Below are 18946 nucleotides of genomic sequence, written 5' to 3'. Positions count from 1 at the left end.
CCCATAGGATTTCAGAGGGCCACATGCATTTCCCGGCGACCGCCGGACCACAAGGAGGTGGCGGATGCCGACAGGACCGCCCAGTGCGTCAAGCAAGTTCCGCGCGCCCGAGCCGGTTGGCCAGTGGGTTCACCGCGCGCGGCTGACCGAGATGCTCCACTCGGACCGGAAACGGCGGCTCGCGTTGATCCACGCCCCGGCCGGTTTTGGCAAGTCGACCCTTGCAGCCCAATGGATGGAAAACCTGGCGTCCCAGGGCCTCGTGACTGTCTGGTTGTCCTTGGACCGGGATGACAACAACACCATCTGGTTCCTTTCCCATCTGCTTCAGGCAATCCGCAAAGCCCGGCCCGGATTCGAGGAGGAACTCCAGCAGTTGCTGGAGGAGCGGCCCGACGACGCTGAGCAATACGTGGTTCCCGCCCTCATCAACGCCATTGATGAGGGCGGTCAGGACATCGTCATCACCCTGGATGACTGGCATCTGGTCACGGAGCCCAGAACCAGGGCGGTAGTGGAGCGGCTGCTGGATGCCGGCGGCTCACATCTGTCCTTTGTTATCACGAGCCGCAACCGCTCTGGCCTGCCACTGGGCCGGCTGATGGTGCGGGACCAGCTACTCGAAGTGGATGCCGTTGCCCTGAGGTTCGATGAAAACGAATCCCAGGATTTCCTGGTCGGCATCAACCGGCTCGATCTGGATGCGGGAGACGTCGCCAGCCTCCACCGGACCACGGAGGGCTGGATCGCTGCGCTGCAACTGGTCTCCCTGTCCCTCAGGGACCACCGCGAGGCCTCGGAACTGATCGAACGGCTCTCCGGCAGGCACGCGTCCATTGGTGAATATCTGGCCGAAAACGTCCTCGACACCCTCGACCCGGAAACGCTGGATTTCCTCCTGCTGACGTCGGTTCCGGAACGGCTGTGCGCGGGACTGGCGTCCGCCCTCTCGGGGGTGGAACTGGGCCAGGCAATGCTGGAGAGAATCCAGGCGCAGGATCTTTTCCTGCAGCCGCTGGACGAGGACGGCACGTGGTACCGCTATCACCACCTGTTTGAGGACTACCTGCGCCGCCGCCTGGAGCGCGATTACCCGGGCCGGACCAAGGAACTGAACCTGATCGCGGCACGCTGGTATTCGGACAACGGATTCCCCAGTGATGCGGTGGATCATGCCCTCACTGCCGGCGACGTTAATCTCGCCGTGGAGATCGTCGAATTCCGGGCAATGTGGCTGGTGGAACACTCCAGCATGTCCACCCTGTTGGCTCTTGTCGGCAAGATCCCGGCAGACCATGTGGCCGGACAAGCCCGGCTCCAGACGGCCGTGGCCTGGGCCCATACGCTGCTTCACCAATCGGCAGCGGCGCAGAGTGCCTTGGACCGGGCCGAGACCGTGATGCCCGCCGATGCGACCCTGACCGAACACGACCGCTTTGAACTGGGCGTCGAAGGGCTCGTTGTTCAGAGCTGCATCGACATGTACGGCGACAGAGTGAACCACGTGGATGAACTGGACGAAAAGTGCTTCGCCCAGGCGGACCGGCTCCGGCCCTGGATCGTCTCAGTGGCAGCGAACGTCTCAACGTTCAAGAAGATCCACGACGGCGAGTACCCGCTCGCCCTGGAACAACAGCGCTGGGCCGCGAAGTTCCACGGCCTCACCTCGGGACCCTTCAGTGGCGTGTACGGACACTGTTTCGCGGGTCTTGCCGCCTACGCCCTGCTCGATCTGGACAGCGTGGACCAGCACTTCACTGCCGCCGTGGAACTCGGCCGGCGCAAGGCCGGGCGATACTCGCATGCGGCGCGCCTTGCGGGAGCGATGATGGGCCAGCTCCTCTATGAACGCGGCGAACTCGACAAGGCCGAAAAGTTGCTCGAAGAAACCCGCGAGCTGGGCTCCGAAGGCGGGGTGGTGGACTTCATGTTGTCCACATACGCCACGCTGGCAAGAATCAAAGCACTCCGGGGGGACACTCCGCGGGCCCGGGAAATACTCGACGAAGGCGATCTTGTGGCCGACAGTCTCGGCCTGGACCGGCTCAAACTCGTCATGAACCTGGAACGCGTGCAGTTGGGGATCAGCCCCCGGGCCAGCGACGCGGAACCCCACGGTGACTTTCCGGGGGCGGCTGCGGCGCAGGAAGCAGCGGCCACCAGGCCACGGCTGGAAGGGCTGGCCGAGACCAAGCACCAGATCCAGCTGGCCACGCAGCTGCGGTCAGCCATGGCTGACGCCGGGCACGGGGGCCCGGACTCCCCCGGCAGGCTGGACACGGTGAACGGCGCCCGCCGCTTGCTGTCGCGGGCTGCGGCCTATCTGGGGCCGAGGGCAGAGCTGAATGCCCGTATCCTGCTGGCGGCCGCCCTCGAACAGGCGGGGAACCGGGAGGAAGCCGAGACGACGCTCCGGCCCGCCCTGGAGACGTGCTCCCGGCTGGGCCTGGTCCGACCCGTGCTCGACGGCGGCGCAAGCTGCCTGGAGCTGGTCCGTGCTATCTCGGCCAGGCTGCGGCGGGAGCCTGCCCAGGAAGGTGGCCACGAGTTACCGCGTTTCCTCAGTATCCTCATCCGGCTGGACACCCAGGCCAAGACCAACCGCGACGCCGGGTGGTCAGCAGAGGCCGTCTCTCCCACCACCGGCGCGGGCACCACCGTTCCGGAACCGGGCTTGTCGCAGCGCGAACAGATGATCCTGCGCCTTGTGGAGAAGGAACGGTCCAACCGCGAAATCGCCCAGGAGCTCCATCTGGGCATCAATACCGTCAAGTGGTATCTCAAGAGCCTGTTCAACACTCTCGGCGTCAGCGACCGAAGAGCCTGTGTCATGGAGGCCCGACGCCGGCACCTGCTCCCGTCGAAGTAGCCAGAGGGCAGTCACCCCAGGGTTTCCAGCCTGGCCAGTACGCACTCCGGCGAAGCGGCGCTGGGGATGTCGGCAAGGTAGAAGTCCCCGGCAGGGAGTTCCACGTCCGGTTCCAGCCAGAACCCTGCAGGAATATAGGCGCCAACCGCAGCGTCCCCTTTCAGGCGCGCCTGGTCGTCGTCGAGCTGCCCCAGTGTCCAGCGGTAGTTGCCGGCCAGATTGGCAATCGGAGTGTAGGCCTCCAGCGGAACGTGCACGCCGCGGGAGGCGCCGGCAGGCGTTCGGTTGTCCAGCAAGAGTCCCGCGACGGGCAGCCCCGCGAACGCCCGCAACCAGTCGCTGACATACATGGAGGCATTCTCGGCATTGTCGGCGTCGAGGCCGCTGGTGTCGTCCGAGCCCGAGAAGTGGTGCGTTTCCATGAGCCACGCCATCGGCGACTTGAAGCGCAGCACCACAGGCTGGCGGGCTGTCTTGGCGAACACGGTAACGAAGTCCAGCACCGCACGGTTCAGGTCCTCGTCTCCCAGCAAAGTCCTCAGCGCGAAACCCGTCCGGGATCTGGCCGCCATGGCGGTCTCGAGCCGGGCGTTACCGGTGGTCAGATGACCGTACAGCCGGTTCAGGTCCAGGAGCGCCACGTCCGGCCGGAGCAGCCCCTGTGCCTGGGCGAAGGAAGCCGCGTATGCAGTGGCGTTGTCCCAGGGAACGGGCCTGCCGCGAAGAATGACGGAAGCCGCGTACTCGTGGTGGTCGAACACCACAGCTTTCGGGCGCCCCGACGGAGGGGAGGCAACAACGTTGGCGAGGGTGGTGGCAGTGGAAGTGGTCATGACGTCTTTCTCCAAACTTGGGTTTTATAACGGCCTTCAGCGCCGCACCGTCCTGGGTTGGGAGGATGCGGCGCTGAAGGCTTCTTGAGTTGCTGCGCCCAGGCGGGGACGTACCGTGACGGGCTAGGACTTACGGTGGACGACTTCCCCATGCTTAGTTTCGAGCTCGCGGATTCGATCCTCCAGTGCGCTGATCTTGACTTCCCTGCGGTCCGGAAGCATGATCAGCGGCAGCTTGTCGATGGTCGCTTTGACCCGTTCCGGTCCGTTGTTGGTGAAGTGGGTGGCGGTGAGCTCCTCCGTGTCGTCGCCCCATGACCCGTAGTAGAGCAGGTCCTTGGGGGGCTCGGTCTTCACATAGCCCTCGAGGAACTCCTTGTAGGGCTTGCCGCGGGCGATCCGTGCCTGCCGTGAGTCGTGGCGCAACCGGGTAGTTGCCTCCTGGTCCACCACGAAGGTTTCGGGATCCCAGACGACGCCGTAGATGCTGGTGGCGACCTTCGGTGAAATGCGGCCGAGTTCCAGGTCCTTGGCCACCGCTTCCGGATCACGTTCCAGTACGTCGCCGTAGCCCCCGCCGGAGCCCTGGGCGATCATGTACATCTCGCCGTCCTTGGCGACGTCGAACTGCAGCCCCATATGGGAAGTGGTGTACTTACCGCCCTCGTAGGGCTGCTCGTTCATGATCCGTTCCATGGACAGATCGAACTTGCTGGAATCCTTGCGGATCACGTCGTAGATGTTGATGCCCTTGACCATCGCCAGCGGTGTGGTGCTGCAGCCGTAGCCGCCGAACATTCCCGTGACGGACGAGAACTTTGACCCTGAGGTAACGGTCATGAATCCCCACATCGGGGTTCCCTCGGCGGCGACGATCATCTCGTAGCCCATGCCACCGCTGTTCTTGCCGAAGCCCTGGTTGTCGCGGACGATCCGCTTGCTGACCAGCTGCATGAAAGGAACTTCCTCTTCCATGACTTCCTGTTCAGCGGTGTCAGCCATGGCACAGAACAGCGGTGAGACGGCGTCTTCGCCGTCGCGGAATGCCTTGGCACCGCCGCCCATGCCGTTGAGGTCGGCACACAGGTTTCCCACCTGGTCGCCGTGCTGGGTCAGGCCTCCCCACAGGAAGGTGTTGATCTGGTTGAACCACGGAGCCAGGACATTGGAGAACTTCTCCGGATTGGAGAACTGCATCTTGGCAAAGGCTGTCTGCAGGGCAGAGAATCCCCGGAACGACGCCTGCAGCGACTGCCCCATGGGGGCATCGTAACCAGCGTCGGCCCAGGTGTGTTCATCCGAGATGATGTCGATGGGCGACATCGCCGAGGTACACCGTGGCAGGTCCGGCCACCAGAACGCCAGGATCGCCTGCATCATCATCGACTTGACCGAGCACAGCGGGGAGTTGATGGCCCGGTTGAGGATTTCCGGTCCGGTCCCCCTCAGGTCCACCGTCATTTTGTCACCCTTGACCGTCACCTTGCAGGCGAACTTGATCAGGATGTTCTCCTTGAGCGTGGAGTCCATGAACTGGTTGAAGGACACGGTCCCGTCCGGCAGTTCACTGATGCGGCGCTTGACTTCCTGCTCCACGTCTTCAACGGTGACCCGCAGGGCGGCGACGAAGGTCTCCACTCCCACCTCGTCGATGATGCTGTCGACGCGTTCCTGGATGCGCTGGACGGCACCGATCTTGACCTTGAGGTCGGCCAGTTGCAGCTTGGGGTCGCGGACCGAGTGCTGCAGGAACGTCAGCAGGTCCCGGCGCAGATCGCCCTTTTCAACGATCTTGAACGGGGACATCCGGAGTCCGTCGTCGAACGGGGTTTCGGAGCCTGACGGCATTCCGCCTGGCTCGCAGGCCCCGTTCTCGCCTTCGTGAATGGTCGCGGCGACCCAGGCGATGATCTTCCCCTCGCGGAAGATCGGCATGATCATGGACTGGTCCGTGTTGTGGACGTTTCCGTACCGGGCATCATTGTGGATGAATCCGTCGCCGGGGTTGATCCCCACCGTCGGCTCGTCCTTCCAGTACTTCATGATGTAGCGGATCGGGTGATGCAGGATCGCCGAGAACGCGATCACGCCGTGGCAGGACAGGTACGTGACGTCCCCTTCGGCGGTGTAGATCGCCGTCGTCAGGTCCCCCCATTTGGCGCCCGGAGCGGCACCCATGGCCTCGCACATTTCGTAGCCCTCATCCAGGGCGCCGGCAAGGCGCTTGCGGATGCGGTCCACTTTGATGGGGTCCACGCCCTTGGAGATGCACTCGTCCTCGTAGGCGGAGCGGGACGTAATCTGGTGGCTTCGCATGATGGCCGGGTCCGGGCCGAGGAAGAGGGTCGTTTCGTCCATAAACTGGTCCACCCACTGCTGCTCCTGGGCAGTCAGCGGCTGGGAACCTTCTTCGGCTGGGCCGGTCGTGCTGGTTTCATTTGCTGTAAGCGTCATTGCTGTCGAGCTCCTTCAATGGGATGAGCTGGAAGGTCTGGATGTGGATCCGTGAGGCACGGGATCAGTCTTTGAGGAACCACACGGCTCCCTGCGATGTCGGTTCCAGGCGCCATCCCGGTTCCACCAGATATGTGGTGTTTTCCGTGGTGACGATGGCCGGGCCGTGGATGACGTGCTGGTGGTGGAGGGCCTCGGCGTCGTACACCGGGGTATCCACGGCTCCGTCGATCTTCACGAAGTGGACCTGGCGGGTGCCGACCGGGCTGGGCATGGTCCTGTCATGTCCGGAGTCGATGGAATCAAATTTGACGACGTCCCCGTCCACATAGGACGACACCCTCACGGTCTGGGCCCGGATGCCGGCCTCGGGAGCCTGGCTGCCGGCACCGTAGCGCTTGCCATAGATATCCGAGAACGTCCTGATCAGGTGCAGCACGTCCGCGACGCCGTTCACACGGTTGATGTCGAAAACGACGGCCGTGGTCACCAGCTGGTTGCCGTAGCGCATGTCCATTTCGAGGCTGTAGCGGATGTCGGCGGCGTCGTACCCCTGGCGGATCAGGTCTTCCTTGCCCTTGGCTTCCAGCTCCTGGATGACGTTGTTCAGTTCGTCGTAGCTCTTGTAAAGGCTGCGGTCCGTGGGGTTGTAAAGCACCACGTGGGAGCCGCGCTCATGGATGTGGAGGGGTTTCATGTTGCCGGCGCCGCAGGCCGAGAATACCGACGAAAAGGGCGGTGCAAGGATCCTGCGGATGCCGGCGTGGTCGGCAATCCCGCACGCGTGCAGGGGGCCGTTGCCGCCATAGGCCAGCATGGTGAAGTCTTCCGGAAGGTATCCCCGGACCCGCAGCTCCTTCGCCATCCCGATCGCCATCTGTTCGTCGACAGCATTCTTGACGATCTTGGCAACCTGGATGGTGTCCATGTTCAGCTCATCGCCGAGAACCTCGTCGATGGCGTAGACGGAACGCTTCTTGTTCAGCTTGATGTAGCCGTTGGCGTAGTTGTCCGGATCCAGGTACCCCAGGACCAGGTCGGCGTCCGTGACTGTCGGGCGGAGGCCGCCGCGGTCGTAGCAGGCCGGGCCCGGATCCGAGCCTGCCGATTCCGGCCCGATCTGTACGGCGTGGTGGATGCGGTCATAACTGGCAATCGAGCCGCCTCCCGCACCCAGCGTCAACAGGTGGATCATGGGAACGGATACCAGCCAGCGGCCGATGGTCGGCTGGAAGTCGTAGTGCTTGACGCCGCCTTCCGGGACCAGGCCGATGTCGAAGGACGTGCCTCCCATGTCCGTCGAAATCACGTTGCCCAGACCGGTGCTGTCAGCCAGGTGCTGGGCAGCGCCCACGCCGGCGATGGGTCCGGAGTGGATGGTCTGCAGGGCATCCGTGGAGTTGGACTGCGCCATGCCGCCTGAGTTGTGGATCACAAGCATGGGCTTGTCGTAACCGGACGAACGCAGGTTGTTGGACAGCTGCCCCAGCGCGTGGAACATGATCTCGTGTAGGAACGCATCCACGATCGTGGACGTCGCACGGACGTACTCGCCTTTTCGGCCCGACACCTGGCTTCCCAACAGGACGGGGATGGCCCCGAGCTCGTGGGCCGGGTACTCGTCCAGGATGATCTCCAGGATCTGCTGCTCATGGACCGGGTTTTCGGTCGAGTTGACCAGGGAGACCACGATCGCTTCCGCTCCGGCATCCACGAGTTCGCGCACCTGGGTGCGGACATCATCTTCCATCAGCGAAACGACCACCTTGCCGGCCGAGTTGATTCGCTCCTTCACCGACCGGATCAGGGCGCGGGGCACGAGCGGATCAGGACGGGTGGCATCAGGCATGTTCTGCTGTTTGGAAGGGTCCAGCCCTTCGCCGTAGCCACGGCCGCGGGACAGCGGGATGGTGTCCTCGAAGCCGTGGGTGACCAGCGCCCCCACACGCGGGCCTTTGCCTTCGATCAGGGCGTTGGTGCCGAGGGTGGTGGCATAGCGTACGGAATCGACTTCCTTCAGGACGAGGTCCCGGTCCAATCCGGCGCGTGAGCAGGCGAGATCGAGTGCTTCATTGAAGCCTTGGGCCAGGTTGTGGTGCGTTGTGAGCGCCTTTGCTTCAACGTACTGGTCGTCCCAGGCAAAGAAACAGTCGGTAAATGTGCCGCCGATGTCGACGGAGATTCGTTTCATGACCAGTGGTCTCCTTTATTCCAAGTACTAGCTGAACGAATGGGGGGAATGGTTGTGGGTGTTGTATGAGCCGAGGGCCGGGCTGAAATCGGCAACCGCCTCTTCGCCGGGTCCGTAGTTGATGACGACCTCAGGTTTGGTGCCCCGCTTGATCCAGGTTTCGCGGAGCGAGTCGATGTCCCACAGCATGTCCACTGTGGGCGGGTGTCCCGGCGGTACGTACTCCGTTTCCAGCTGCGTTCCGCACCCCGGGCAGTAGAACTCGAGGATCCGGCAGAACGTGGGGTCCGGGGCGAACGTGAATTCGTACTTCTCCGGGTCCAGGATCGACTGGTGGATTTCGGTGGGGTCCCGGTCGTAGACCAGGGTCCCCTCCTTGTAGTTGCCTCTGGCGTCGCCGAGGTCCTGGTCGCATACCTTGCAGTTCCACCGCTCGGTGTCGAGATCGATGATCAGATATTCCGTCATTGGAATTCGCATAACGTGTCTCACCTGTTTTCTTGCTGATGGGGGTGTGGGGTCACTTCTGGAGAGTGTCTGTGAGCATGAGGTCACCGGAGACCGTTACATCGAAGACCCAGCCATGCGGCACGCGGGCCGTGAAGTAGGGGCCTTCGACGATTGCGGGGCCCGCCGCCGAGGCCCCGGCCGTTTGGTTGTCCAGTTCGAAGACCTGAACCTCGTCCACCTTGTCCACGGCGGAACGGACCTTTCGGGTGGAGCCGGCGACGGCGGGCGTCTTCGCCACTGATTCGGCCCGCTTGATCGATGCGTGCGGCAGTTCGTACCGGGCGGTCAGGGTCAGCATGGAGTTGTGTTCGCTGGCGCCGGGCTGCGGATCGGAAGCCAGGTACGGCAGCTCGGAAACCAGCTGGCCTTCGGCGTCTTCCAGGACCACGTTCCATTCGAGCCGGCATTCGTCAATTTCGTGGCCCTCCTGGAACATGTCCCGCGCAGCCCGGGCCAGCAGCATCGCCTTGGCTGCGCCGAAGTTTTGCGCGTCCATTCCCGCGACATTCGCCTCATAGGTCTGCGCAATGTCGGAAAAGCCGATTCCGAAGGCTGAGAAGACCGCGGCCATCTTGGGCACCAGGACACGGCGAACGCCGGCGATCCGTGCCGCGCCGCAGGCGCTCATGGGGCCCGCACCGCCGAACGCGGCAACCGTTGTGGCGTCCGCATCCTCGACGTCGGCCGCAAAGGACCACGACATGCGTTCGAAGTATGCGGCCTCCATCCGAATCAGGGCGTCGTTCAGGGTGATTCCCAAAGGTTCTGCGATGACTTCGGTGATTACGGCGCGGGAGCGATCCGCGTCAAGACTGAAGCCTCCATCGAGGTAGGTGTCCGGATCGAGCACGCCGAGTAGCAGATTTACGTCCGTGATAGTGGCCTGCTTGCCCCCAAAACCAAAACAAGCAGGGCCCGGTGCAGCTCCGACGCTCTCGGGGCCGACGGTGATGACGCCGTTGCGAACGGCGATGACGGAACTGCCTCCCACGCCGCTGGAGTGGACGTTACTCATCTCAAATGACACCGGAACTCCCTGAATGGAGCCCCTGCGGTGCGTCGAGATGGTCGAGTTCTTGACGGAGCCGACGTCCGTGGTGGTGCCGCCGACATCGATCATGAGGACGTGCGCGAGTCCGTAGGCCTCCGAGAGGGCCTTCGTTCCTTCCAGCCCGCCGCGGGGGCCGGAAGAGTAGGTCTTCAACGCGACGGACTTGGCCACGCGTGACGACGCCCCGTCATTGCGGTAGATGAGGAGCGGGTTTTTGACCTTGTGGTCCCGCAGCCGGTGCTCGGTGCTGTAGAGGAAACGCTCCATGGTGGGATGCAGGAAGGAGTTGATGATTCCGGACCACACCCGGCGGGCCTGGACGGTGTCGGGCGTAAATTCCCAGGAGAACAACATGGGAACCGAGCCCAGCAGATGGCGGGGGAACTTCCGGAGCAGAACGCCTTTGACGGCCTTCTCCTTGGTGCGGTCCGCCATGGCGATGACAAGCCGCGCGGCGCCGTCGGTGGTCAGGCGGTTGACATGCTTGACGATTTCCTGGGAGAGCTCCTCCACGTCCTGTTCAGCGTTGATGACTGCCACCCGCGTGCCGACGAGGTCTGCAAACAGCTCAGCTGCCGCCTCGCCGTTGCGGAGCTCGCCAGCCAGCGTGGGGCCGTCTGTGAGGATGCCAATCCTGGGACCCTTGCGTTCCACGAGGGCATTGGTTCCCTGGGTGGTGGAGTACCGGATGTGGCGGGTTGAGTGCAGAAGCCCGGGGAGATCCTCTTCGCCGAAGATTTCCTTGGAAGCTTTGGCCATGCCGTCGAAGAGACACTGGGAGAGGTCAAAGGGTGTGGTGAGAGTCTTCGTGAACGAAAAATTCTCACCGTCCCAGACACAAATATCGGTCAGCGTCCCACCGTTGTCGATGTTAATGAGCCGTTCCATTGATACTCCTTTGTATGTTGAGGCGCGGTGACACCAGCGGCGTATTCCTCAACATGCGACTGTGATCCAAGCCACATTGAGGACTGACCTCAGTGTGGCTCAGCAGCCGGAGTGGCCCGCAACCACCTGACCGGGTGGACTATTCGGGGCCTGGACGGCCACCCGGGTGGGTGGTGGGGTGGTTTGCGGCGAGAGCCTACTTCGCGGAGCCAGCGGCGATGGCCTCGGCTCCGGCGGTTGCGCAGGCTTCGTCCAGGGCGCCGTCCGGGGCGCCGCCCACGCCGATGCCGGCCACGGACACCCCGTTGACCTTGAGCGGGACGCCGCCGGCCAGGAAGAGCGTGCCGGGGAGGTCCGCAATGCTGGGGCCGTTCCCGTTGACGCGCTTGGCGAGCTCGCTGGTGGGCGTGCCGAACGCGGCGGCGGTGTAGGCCTTCTGTTGCGCCGCCTCAATGGTGTGCTCGGCTGCGTTGTCGCCGCGGAGGAGTGCCTGGACGGTGCCGAACCTGTCCACCAGGGCCACCGTGACGAACGGCAGCTTGTCGGCCTGGCACTTGGCGAGGGCAGCCTTGACGGCGTCCGCTGAGGCACCCACGCTGATCCGGTTCTGCGCCACCACTGTTTCGGGCGCCGGCTGGACATCGACGGCGGGCACGGCCGCGGGCTTTGCGGCGGCGACGGCCACGGGTGCAGGGGCAGCAGTTGAGGTACCGGCGTTGGCCGCAGCGGTCAGCCCTCCGGTCAGAAGCAGTGCTCCTGCGGCAGCAGCGGCGGCGATCTTGTTGGACTTCTTCATGGGGTTCTCCTTGGATACGGGTTTTTCCGGGACGTGCCCCGGGACCGCCCGGAGCCACGTCCCGGGCCTCAAATCCATCCTTCCGGCCGGGGACCCGGCCGGGCATCGGGCATTGGTCTGCCGCAGCCTCCCCCATCGGGCTGGAGGTATCAGCCAAAAGGCTGAGAGACCAGCAACGGCGCGGGCCCTAGCATGGTGGATAAAACCCCTCCACCGGAACCGGACCCCCATGCCCTCCTTACCGCCAGCCCCTCGGACACCATTGGGCCGCATTGACGCCGTCGTCCATCTTGGTTTTGCCGTGCTGCTGGTGGCGTCGGCGGTGCGGTACGTGATGCGCCACAGCCCCGCAGACAACCTGTGGGTGCTGGCGCTGGCCGCCGCGGTGTGTTCGCTTTATGCCGTGATCGCCGTGCTTTCGCAGCGCCGACGGCCGTGGGCCGTATGGATGTTCGTCCTGGTGGCGTTGTGGGCGGTGCTGGTGGTCGCTGCGCCCAGCTTCGCGTGGTGCTCGTTTGCGCTGTTCTTCCTGTGCCGGACGGCCTTCACCGGCTGGGTGGCGTACCTGGCGGGAGGCGCGACGGCGGCAGCCACCGCCGTCGGATTGTTCCGGCTCAGCGGCGGCAGCGATATTGCCATGCTCCTGGGACCCCTCGCCGTGGGCGTCATGCTGACGCTGATTTACGACCGGATCGAGCAGGACGCCTCGGAGCAGCGCCGCCTCCATGCCGAGGTCTCGCTGGCCCAGGGACGGCTGGCGGCCAGCGAGCGCCGGGCCGGCACCGTCGAGGAACGCGAGCGGGTGTCCCGCGAAATCCATGACACCGTGACGCAGGGCCTGGCCAGCAGCCTGCTCCTGCTGGAAGCCGCGAACAGGTCGTGGCCCAGCCCGGCCGCGCGGGAGGACGTCCGCACCGCCAGCGGGATGCTTCGCCGGAACCTTGCAGACACCCGGAGCCTCGTCCACGAACTCGCCTCCCCCGGGCTGGACACCGCACCCCTGTCGGATGCCCTCCTGCACGCGGCATCCCAGTACATACCGGGTATGCGACTGCTGGTCACCGGCGAGCCTCGCTCCGTCCCGGCAGATGTCCGGCACGCCCTGCTACGCGTGGTCCAGAGCGCGGCGGCGAACACGAAGCTGCACGCTGCGGCGGCGAACGCGACGGTGACGCTGGGATTTCTGCCGGGCGCCGTCACCCTGGACGTGTACGACGACGGCGCCGGTTTCGACCCGCAGGCGCTGGCGCCGCCGTCGGACGCCGGAGGCTACGGACTCCGGGCCATGCGCCAGAGGGTGGAGCAGCTGGGCGGTGTGTTTTCGGTGGAAAGCGCCCCCGGGGAAGGGACGATCGTGGCCGCGCAGCTGCCCACCGGGGAGGACCACCAATGAACCGAATTACCGTGCTGCTGGTGGATGACCACCTGGTGGTCCGCAGCGGACTCAAGGCACTGTTGGGAACGCAGCCGGACATCGAGGTGGTGGCTGAGGCGGCCTCCGGAGAGGACGGCCTGGCCCTGGCGGAGCAGCACAGCCCCGCGGTGGTGGTGATGGACCTGGCCATGGGTGCCGGTATGGACGGAATCGAGGCCATCAAACAGCTGCGCCGGCGCAACGCCAAGCAGGCCGTGCTCGTGTTCACCACCTACGACTCGGATGCGGACATCGTCCGGGCCGTGGACGCCGGAGCCATGGGCTACCTGCTGAAGGACGCGGCGCCTGAGGAGATTTTCGCCGCGATCCGGGGCGCGGTCCAGGGCAAAAGCGTGATGAGCGCACCGGTGGCGTCGCGCCTCTTCCAGCAGTTGCGGAACCCGGACGAGGTCCTCACTCCGCGCGAGGCGGAATTGCTGAGCCTGCTCATCGAGGGACTCAGCAACCGGGAGCTCGGCCAGCGGCTGTTTATCTCCGAGGCCACGGTGAAGACTCACCTGGCCCACATCTACGCCAAGCTCGGCGTGGAAACCCGGGCCGCGGCGATCGCCACGGCAATCCGGCGCGAGGGGATGCGCTAGCGGATGCGATACTAAGTCTGCGTATGGTCCCGGTCGGAGTTCGGTCCGGGGCCTCGCTTGGTTGCGAACCGGGGGGACTGAATGCAACTCGACACGCTAACCCTCAGGGTTGCCTTCGCCATTGTCGCGTTCACGTTGGCATTGCTGTTCTACTTTGCCTCGTTCCGGAGTACGCGGTCCGCCTACAGCGCCTGGTGGTGCGTGGCCCTGACGCTTTTCCTGGCCGGTTCCGCGGCTTATCTCCTCAACGGGACGCCGCACCAGGTATGGGCCAATCCGCTGGGGAACTGCATGCTGGTTGCCGGCGGAGCCTGCGTCTGGGCCGGCGCCCGGTCGTTGCGGGCATCGCGGCCTAGTTCCTGGCAGTTGGCGGCGGGACCGGCCGTGGTCACAGTGTCCTCGGCCCTGGAGAACCCCGGCACGAACATCTGGGCCGGAGGCGCGGTCTTCCTTGCCCTGATGGGCCTGATGCTGGGCCTGGCATCGCGCGAACTCTGGCGGCTGGAGCCGGGCTACTCACGGGTGCGGATCCCGTTGGCCATCGCCGCTGCGTTCTTCTCGTTCTACTACCTCTGCCGCTTGATCGTTTACGTTGCTGAGGGTCCGGACGGCCCTGTCTTTGTCACGTACTTCGGCTCTGCCGTCACCACCCTGGTCACCATGGTGCTGCTGGTGGTGGTCTCCTTCAGCATGGCCGCCCTCAGCAGCGAACAGCAGACGCGCGCACTCCGGGCCGTGGCAACCCAGGACGGCCTCACAGGGCTGCTCAACAGGGCCGCCTTCCTGGACCTTGCCTCAGGTGAGCTGGAGCGGCTGCGGCACACCCGTGCACTGGGCTCCCTGGTCCTGGCCGACCTGGATCATTTCAAGGCAGTCAACGATACCTACGGCCACGCTGCGGGGGACGCAGCACTGCAGTCGTTCGCCGCCGCGTGCAACGGTACTGTCCGGTCAACCGACCTCGTGGGCCGGTACGGCGGCGAGGAGTTCATTTTCCTGCTGCCGGGCGTAAGTCCGGACCGGGCCGAGGCCATTACGAAGGAAATCAACCGGCATCTGAAGGCTGTCCGCGGTCCGGACGGGTCCCGGATGCCCACCGTCAGTTACGGCATCGCGCCCATTGACCGCGGAACGTCCGGCCTTGATGAGCTGATCGCGACGGCGGATGCCGCCCTCTACCGGGCCAAATCCCTGGGCCGCAACCGCACCGTCCGTGGAGTCCGCGCGCCGTAGGCCCCAAAGTAGGGCATTTCTCCCCTTTGCGCCGCCCGCCGCCGGGTCTAGGGTGATCCGCATCAGCGTCCACCGCCGTCGAGGAGCCGTCATGGCCGGGTTTGTGCAGATCATGGAATTCAAGACCTCCCGCATCAAGGAGATCGAAGAGCTGGGCCGTCCCTCAAGAACCGAGGGAAGCACTCCGCCCACGTTCCGCCGCATTGTTGCGACGGCGGACAGGGACCGGCCGGGGACCTATTTCACCATCGTCGACTTCGATTCCTTTGACTCGGCGATGGAGAATTCCGACCGTCCGGAAACGTCGGAATTCGCGGCCAAGATGGCGGCGCTGTGCGACGGACCCGTGATCTTCCACAATCTGGATGTTATGTGGGAGGACACCGGAGAAAGTGCGGACAACGGCTAGGAACATGCCATGGCTTCCGTGAGTCCCGCTCCGGAGCCGGGCTCCGGTGCGGGCAGCCTCGTTGCTGACCTGGGCCGGCTGGAGTCGGCGCCGCTGGCGCTCGTGGGCGGCAAGGCCCTGAACCTCGGCAGGCTCGCCGCTGCGGACTTTCCCGTGCCGCCGGGGTTCTGCCTGACAACAACGGCCTACCGGACGGCCGCACCCGCGGAACTGGACGCCATCGCCGCCCGCCTGGACGGCCTCGGACTGGACGGCACCGGCCTGGACGGGGCGGAACGGTCCGACGGCGATCGCGGACTTCCGGACGAAGACCGGGACGGGCTCGCGCGGCGTGGCCGCGAGGCGATGGCCGCAGCGCCGGTGCCTCCCGACGTCGAGGCCGCCGTCCGCGGCGCCTACGCCGCAATGGGCAGCGGACCGGTCGCGGTGCGTTCTTCGGCCACCGCCGAAGACCTGCCCTTTGCCAGCTTCGCAGGGCAGCAGGACTCCTTCATGGACGCTGTGGGAGCCGACGCCGTCGTCGCGGCCGTCCGGCGCTGCTGGGCCTCCCTGTGGACGGACCGCGCCGTGGCCTACCGCACAGCGAACGGGATCAGTCACCGCGAAGTGGGGCTCGCCGTCGTCGTTCAACGAATGGTCGACGCCGGGACGGCCGGCGTGCTGTTCACCGCCAATCCGGTGACCGGCACACGGACCCAGACCGTCATCGACGCCAGCCACGGGCCCGGACAGGCCGTGGTGTCCGGTGCGGTGAATCCGGACCATTTCGTCGTCGATTCGGCATCGGGCCGGATCCTGCAGCGGCCGCAGGGCCGGGCGCCGAGCCTGACGGAGGCGCAGCTTCGCGAACTCACGGCCCTCGGTGGCGCGGCCCAGCGGCTGTTCGGCGCGCCCCAGGACGTGGAGTGGGTGATCGACTCCGGCGGCAAGGCGTGGCTGACCCAGTCGCGCCCCATCACCACCCTGTACCCGCTGCCGGAAGAGGACCCGCTGGACAGGCAGTCCGGCACGGACCGCGCGGCGGACGCAGATACCCGCGTTTACCTGTGCGGCACCCTGCTCCAGGGCCTCACGCGCCCCATCACGCCGATGGGGCTCTCCGTCCTTGGCCTCATGAGGGGCACCAAGGGGCCGTGGAAATACGTGAACCCGGGATTGCGGATGTACGTCGAACTGACACCGTTTATCCGCAACAAATCCGGCCGCAAGGCAATGATGAGGATGCTGCCCCTCGCGGACGGAAGGTCGGCGGCCGTCTTCCCGGCGCTCTTGGACGACCCGCGGTTCAGCATCGTCAAGCCGGCCCGCAGGAAGTCAAGCCGCAAGGCGTCCGGTGGCAAGGACGCACCTGCCCGGACGCAGCCCAAGAGCACTGAAAGTAGCCAGAGCCTGGGCCTGTATTTAGGGCTCCTCCCGGCCATGGTCCGGGCCCTGCTGTGGCCGGACCTGGAACTGCGGAGGGCGCGGCGGTACCAGGACCGTCTTGCAGCCCAGCTGGTCCTCCCCCTACCTGCCACTGCGGCCAGGCGGCTCCAGCACGCCGAGGACATCCTGGTCACCACGGTCAACGGGTTGATCCGGGCCACGCTGCCGGCACCGTCCGTGGGGTACCTGATGCTGGCGGCGGCCCGCAGGTTGTTGCGCGGGATTGCCAAGCCGCGCGAACTTGAGGCTGTCCTTCGGGGGCTTCCCCACAACGTGACCACCATTATGGACCTTGAACTGTGGCACCTGGCTGTGTCCTTGGGCAGGGATCCGGAGGCCCGCCGGGCGTTCACGGAACTTAATCCCGGGGAACTGGCCGCCCTCTACAAGGCGGGCACGCTGCCAGCTTCCGCCCAGGCGGGGCTGCGGAAGTTCCTGTCAAAGTACGGCCACCGGGCCGTGGCGGAGATCGACCTGGGCATGCCGCGGTGGTCTGAGGAACCGGACCACCTTTTGGGAATGATCTCGAACTATCTGCGGGTGGAGGATCCCGAACAGGCGCCGGACCGGCAGTTCGCCCGGGCGGCCGACCACGCGGAGGCCCGGATCAGCGAGCTGGTGGAGCGGGCCGGGAGCAAGAGCCGGTTGCGGGGGCGCCTGGTGGCGCTGTGCCTGCGCCGGGCACGCCAGCTGGGCGGGCTGCGGGAATTGCCCAAGTTCTGTATTGTGACAGCGCTCGCGGAGATGCACCGGCAGCTCGTGGCGGTGGGCGCCGAACTGGTGAGGACCGGAACCGTCGCGGCCGCCGGTGATGTGTTCTTCCTGGACTTCGATGAACTCCGTGTGGGCCTTCGCGGTGCGGACCTGAAAGGCATCGTCGTCAGCCGCCGCCGGCTTTACGACGTCGAACTCCGGCGGCGGCGCGTACCGCGCCTTCTGCTCTCGGACGGCACCGACGTCGAGGCCGCCATGATGGCGGCGGCCGCCGCGCTGCCCCACCCGGCTGCGGCGGACAGGCTGACAGGGACGCCTGCTTCTGCCGGCACCGCCACCGGGAAGGTCCGGGTGGTCATGGATCCGGTGGGCGCCCACCTCGAACCCGGGGAAATCCTGGTGGCCCCGTCCACGGATCCCGGCTGGACGCCGCTCTTCATGACGGCAGGCGCCTTGGTGATGGAGATGGGCGGCGTCATTTCCCACGGGGCGGTGGTGGCCCGCGAGTACGGCATCCCGGCCGTGGTGGGTGTTCCGGATGCCACCACGCGGCTGCGCGATGGCCAGAGCATCACGGTGGACGGGGCCGCCGGTACAGTTACATGGTGATGGACGACGCGACGCTGAAGGACGCGGAGATCCGCGACTGGAACTGGGCGGTCCTCCCCGAAGGGGCCGTGAGCACCCGGTTTTCAGCGCCAAGCGGCAGCCTGGCAATGGTGTCCATGGGCAAGCCGCATAACCCGCGGGTGGTGCTGGTTCCCGGAGCCACAGGCTCCAAAGAGGACTTCGCCGTGATGATGCCGGAGCTCGCCGAGGCCGGGTTCTATGTGCTGAGTTACGATCTGGCCGGCCAGTACGAATCCGCGGGCGCCGGGCCGGAGAACCTCGTCCCGCCCCGAAAACACTATGACTACGAGCTCTTCGTGAACGATTTCATCGCTGTGCTGGAGGCCGGCGACGTTCCCGCCCATGTGGTGGGATACTCCTTTGCCGCAATCGTGGCCCAGGTTGCGTTTTCGCAGCGCCCGGAGCTGTTCCGCAGCTTTACGCTCCTGAGCTGCCCGCCGCTGACCGGGCAGTGTTTCCGGGGACTCAGCAGGATCGGGCCTTTCACCGGCTGGGCCAACGGCCGGGTGGGCGCCGCGCTGATGATCTGGGGCATCCGCCGGAACGTCAACAAGGTCTCCCCCAACCGGCTGCGGTTTGTGCGCAACCGGTTCAGATTCACGCGGCGCCAGTCCGTCCGCGACATCTATGAGCTGATGAAAAATGTCCCGGACCTCAGGCAGACCCTGGCCGCCGCCAAGGTACCGAAATTCGTGGCCGTGGGCGAGCACGATCTCTGGCCGCTGGCCCTGCACCGCCAGTTCGCACAGTCCATCGGCGCCCGCATTTCGGTCTATCGCGGCGGGCACAGCCCCTCCGAAACATCACCGCACCAGTTCGGCCGGGACCTGCTCGCCATGTACGCCGCGGGCACCTGAACCAGACACATAATGTCGCAAGGGCACTTATACCCTTGCAAGCAGGGCGTCCGCCCCGTACGTTGGGGAC

13 protein-coding genes are annotated in these 18946 nt (G+C 65.5%); 7 read left to right on the top strand and 6 right to left on the bottom strand.

What is annotated here, in order from left to right:
* Window positions 1–64 precede the first annotated feature (64 nt).
* A complete protein-coding gene (locus WMN78_RS20850) occupies window positions 65–2869 on the top strand; it encodes a helix-turn-helix transcriptional regulator (protein ID WP_340535649.1) in 2805 nt (934 codons plus the stop codon).
* A gap of 11 nt (window positions 2870–2880) precedes the next feature.
* On the opposite strand, the gene WMN78_RS20845 is transcribed toward WMN78_RS20850, so the two are convergent.
* From WMN78_RS20845 to WMN78_RS20820, 6 genes are all read right to left on the bottom strand, one after another.
* Window positions 2881–3702, bottom strand: coding sequence for a hypothetical protein (locus WMN78_RS20845; protein ID WP_340535648.1), 822 nt, complete (start codon window positions 3700–3702; stop codon window positions 2881–2883).
* Between the two features lie 123 nt (window positions 3703–3825).
* Window positions 3826–6156: a hydantoinase B/oxoprolinase family protein gene (locus WMN78_RS20840; RefSeq protein WP_340535647.1), complete on the bottom strand. Its 2331-nt coding sequence runs from the start codon at window positions 6154–6156 to the stop codon at window positions 3826–3828.
* A gap of 64 nt (window positions 6157–6220) precedes the next feature.
* Entirely contained in the window at window positions 6221–8347 is a 2127-nt protein-coding gene (locus tag WMN78_RS20835) for a hydantoinase/oxoprolinase family protein (RefSeq protein ID WP_340535646.1), read from the bottom strand.
* A gap of 27 nt (window positions 8348–8374) precedes the next feature.
* Window positions 8375–8815 carry an acetone carboxylase subunit gamma gene (locus tag WMN78_RS20830; RefSeq protein WP_340535645.1) on the bottom strand — a complete coding sequence of 147 codons (441 nt, stop codon included), beginning with the start codon at window positions 8813–8815 and terminating at the stop codon, window positions 8375–8377.
* Window positions 8816–8867: 52 nt separating this feature from the next.
* Window positions 8868–10796, bottom strand: coding sequence for a hydantoinase/oxoprolinase family protein (locus WMN78_RS20825; protein ID WP_340535644.1), 1929 nt, complete (start codon window positions 10794–10796; stop codon window positions 8868–8870).
* A gap of 196 nt (window positions 10797–10992) precedes the next feature.
* Window positions 10993–11592 (bottom strand): heme-binding protein, encoded by a 600-nt coding sequence (locus WMN78_RS20820; RefSeq protein WP_340535643.1) that lies wholly within the window; start codon window positions 11590–11592, stop codon window positions 10993–10995.
* A gap of 229 nt (window positions 11593–11821) precedes the next feature.
* On the opposite strand from WMN78_RS20820, the gene WMN78_RS20815 reads away from it, so the two are divergent.
* The 6 genes from WMN78_RS20815 to WMN78_RS20790 all read left to right on the top strand — a co-directional run bounded on the left by WMN78_RS20815 (window position 11822) and on the right by WMN78_RS20790 (window position 18876).
* Window positions 11822–12985, top strand: coding sequence for a sensor histidine kinase (locus tag WMN78_RS20815; protein ID WP_340535642.1), 1164 nt, complete (start codon window positions 11822–11824; stop codon window positions 12983–12985).
* Window positions 12982–13608, top strand: coding sequence for a response regulator transcription factor (locus tag WMN78_RS20810; protein WP_340535641.1), 627 nt, complete (start codon window positions 12982–12984; stop codon window positions 13606–13608). Before WMN78_RS20815 ends, WMN78_RS20810 begins: the two co-directional genes overlap by 4 nt.
* An 81-nt stretch (window positions 13609–13689) precedes the next feature.
* Window positions 13690–14841, top strand: coding sequence for a GGDEF domain-containing protein (locus WMN78_RS20805; RefSeq protein WP_340535640.1), 1152 nt, complete (start codon window positions 13690–13692; stop codon window positions 14839–14841).
* Window positions 14842–14932: 91 nt separating this feature from the next.
* Window positions 14933–15250 (top strand): hypothetical protein, encoded by a 318-nt coding sequence (locus WMN78_RS20800; protein ID WP_340535639.1) that lies wholly within the window; start codon window positions 14933–14935, stop codon window positions 15248–15250.
* 9 nt (window positions 15251–15259) lie between these two features.
* Window positions 15260–17998 (top strand): PEP/pyruvate-binding domain-containing protein, encoded by a 2739-nt coding sequence (locus WMN78_RS20795; RefSeq protein WP_340535638.1) that lies wholly within the window; start codon window positions 15260–15262, stop codon window positions 17996–17998.
* On the top strand, window positions 17998–18876 hold the full coding sequence (locus WMN78_RS20790; protein ID WP_340535707.1) for an alpha/beta fold hydrolase: 879 nt from the start codon (window positions 17998–18000) through the stop codon (window positions 18874–18876). Before WMN78_RS20795 ends, WMN78_RS20790 begins: the two co-directional genes overlap by 1 nt.
* Window positions 18877–18946: the final 70 nt, after the last annotated feature.

Origin of the sequence: Arthrobacter oryzae (assembly GCF_037911235.1) — a bacterium.
Classification (GTDB): Bacteria; Actinomycetota; Actinomycetes; order Actinomycetales; family Micrococcaceae; genus Arthrobacter; species Arthrobacter oryzae_E.
This window is presented reverse-complemented; position numbering and strand designations above follow the sequence as displayed.

What these genes read in the sequence shown, in the direction of transcription:
- WMN78_RS20805 (WP_340535640.1), top strand. Translation starts at nt 13,690, where the DNA reads ATGCAACTCGACACGCTAACCCTCAGGGTTGCCTTCGCCATTGTCGCG.
- WMN78_RS20815 (WP_340535642.1), top strand. Translation starts at nt 11,822, where the DNA reads ATGCCCTCCTTACCGCCAGCCCCTCGGACACCATTGGGCCGCATTGAC.
- WMN78_RS20830 (WP_340535645.1), bottom strand. Translation starts at nt 8,815, where the DNA reads ATGACGGAATATCTGATCATCGATCTCGACACCGAGCGGTGGAACTGC.
- WMN78_RS20845 (WP_340535648.1), bottom strand. Translation starts at nt 3,702, where the DNA reads ATGACCACTTCCACTGCCACCACCCTCGCCAACGTTGTTGCCTCCCCT.
- WMN78_RS20850 (WP_340535649.1), top strand. Translation starts at nt 65, where the DNA reads ATGCCGACAGGACCGCCCAGTGCGTCAAGCAAGTTCCGCGCGCCCGAG.
- WMN78_RS20825 (WP_340535644.1), bottom strand. Translation starts at nt 10,796, where the DNA reads ATGGAACGGCTCATTAACATCGACAACGGTGGGACGCTGACCGATATT.
- WMN78_RS20840 (WP_340535647.1), bottom strand. Translation starts at nt 6,156, where the DNA reads ATGACGCTTACAGCAAATGAAACCAGCACGACCGGCCCAGCCGAAGAA.
- WMN78_RS20810 (WP_340535641.1), top strand. Translation starts at nt 12,982, where the DNA reads ATGAACCGAATTACCGTGCTGCTGGTGGATGACCACCTGGTGGTCCGC.
- WMN78_RS20800 (WP_340535639.1), top strand. Translation starts at nt 14,933, where the DNA reads ATGGCCGGGTTTGTGCAGATCATGGAATTCAAGACCTCCCGCATCAAG.
- WMN78_RS20835 (WP_340535646.1), bottom strand. Translation starts at nt 8,347, where the DNA reads ATGAAACGAATCTCCGTCGACATCGGCGGCACATTTACCGACTGTTTC.
- WMN78_RS20795 (WP_340535638.1), top strand. Translation starts at nt 15,260, where the DNA reads ATGGCTTCCGTGAGTCCCGCTCCGGAGCCGGGCTCCGGTGCGGGCAGC.
- WMN78_RS20790 (WP_340535707.1), top strand. Translation starts at nt 17,998, where the DNA reads ATGGACGACGCGACGCTGAAGGACGCGGAGATCCGCGACTGGAACTGG.
- WMN78_RS20820 (WP_340535643.1), bottom strand. Translation starts at nt 11,592, where the DNA reads ATGAAGAAGTCCAACAAGATCGCCGCCGCTGCTGCCGCAGGAGCACTG.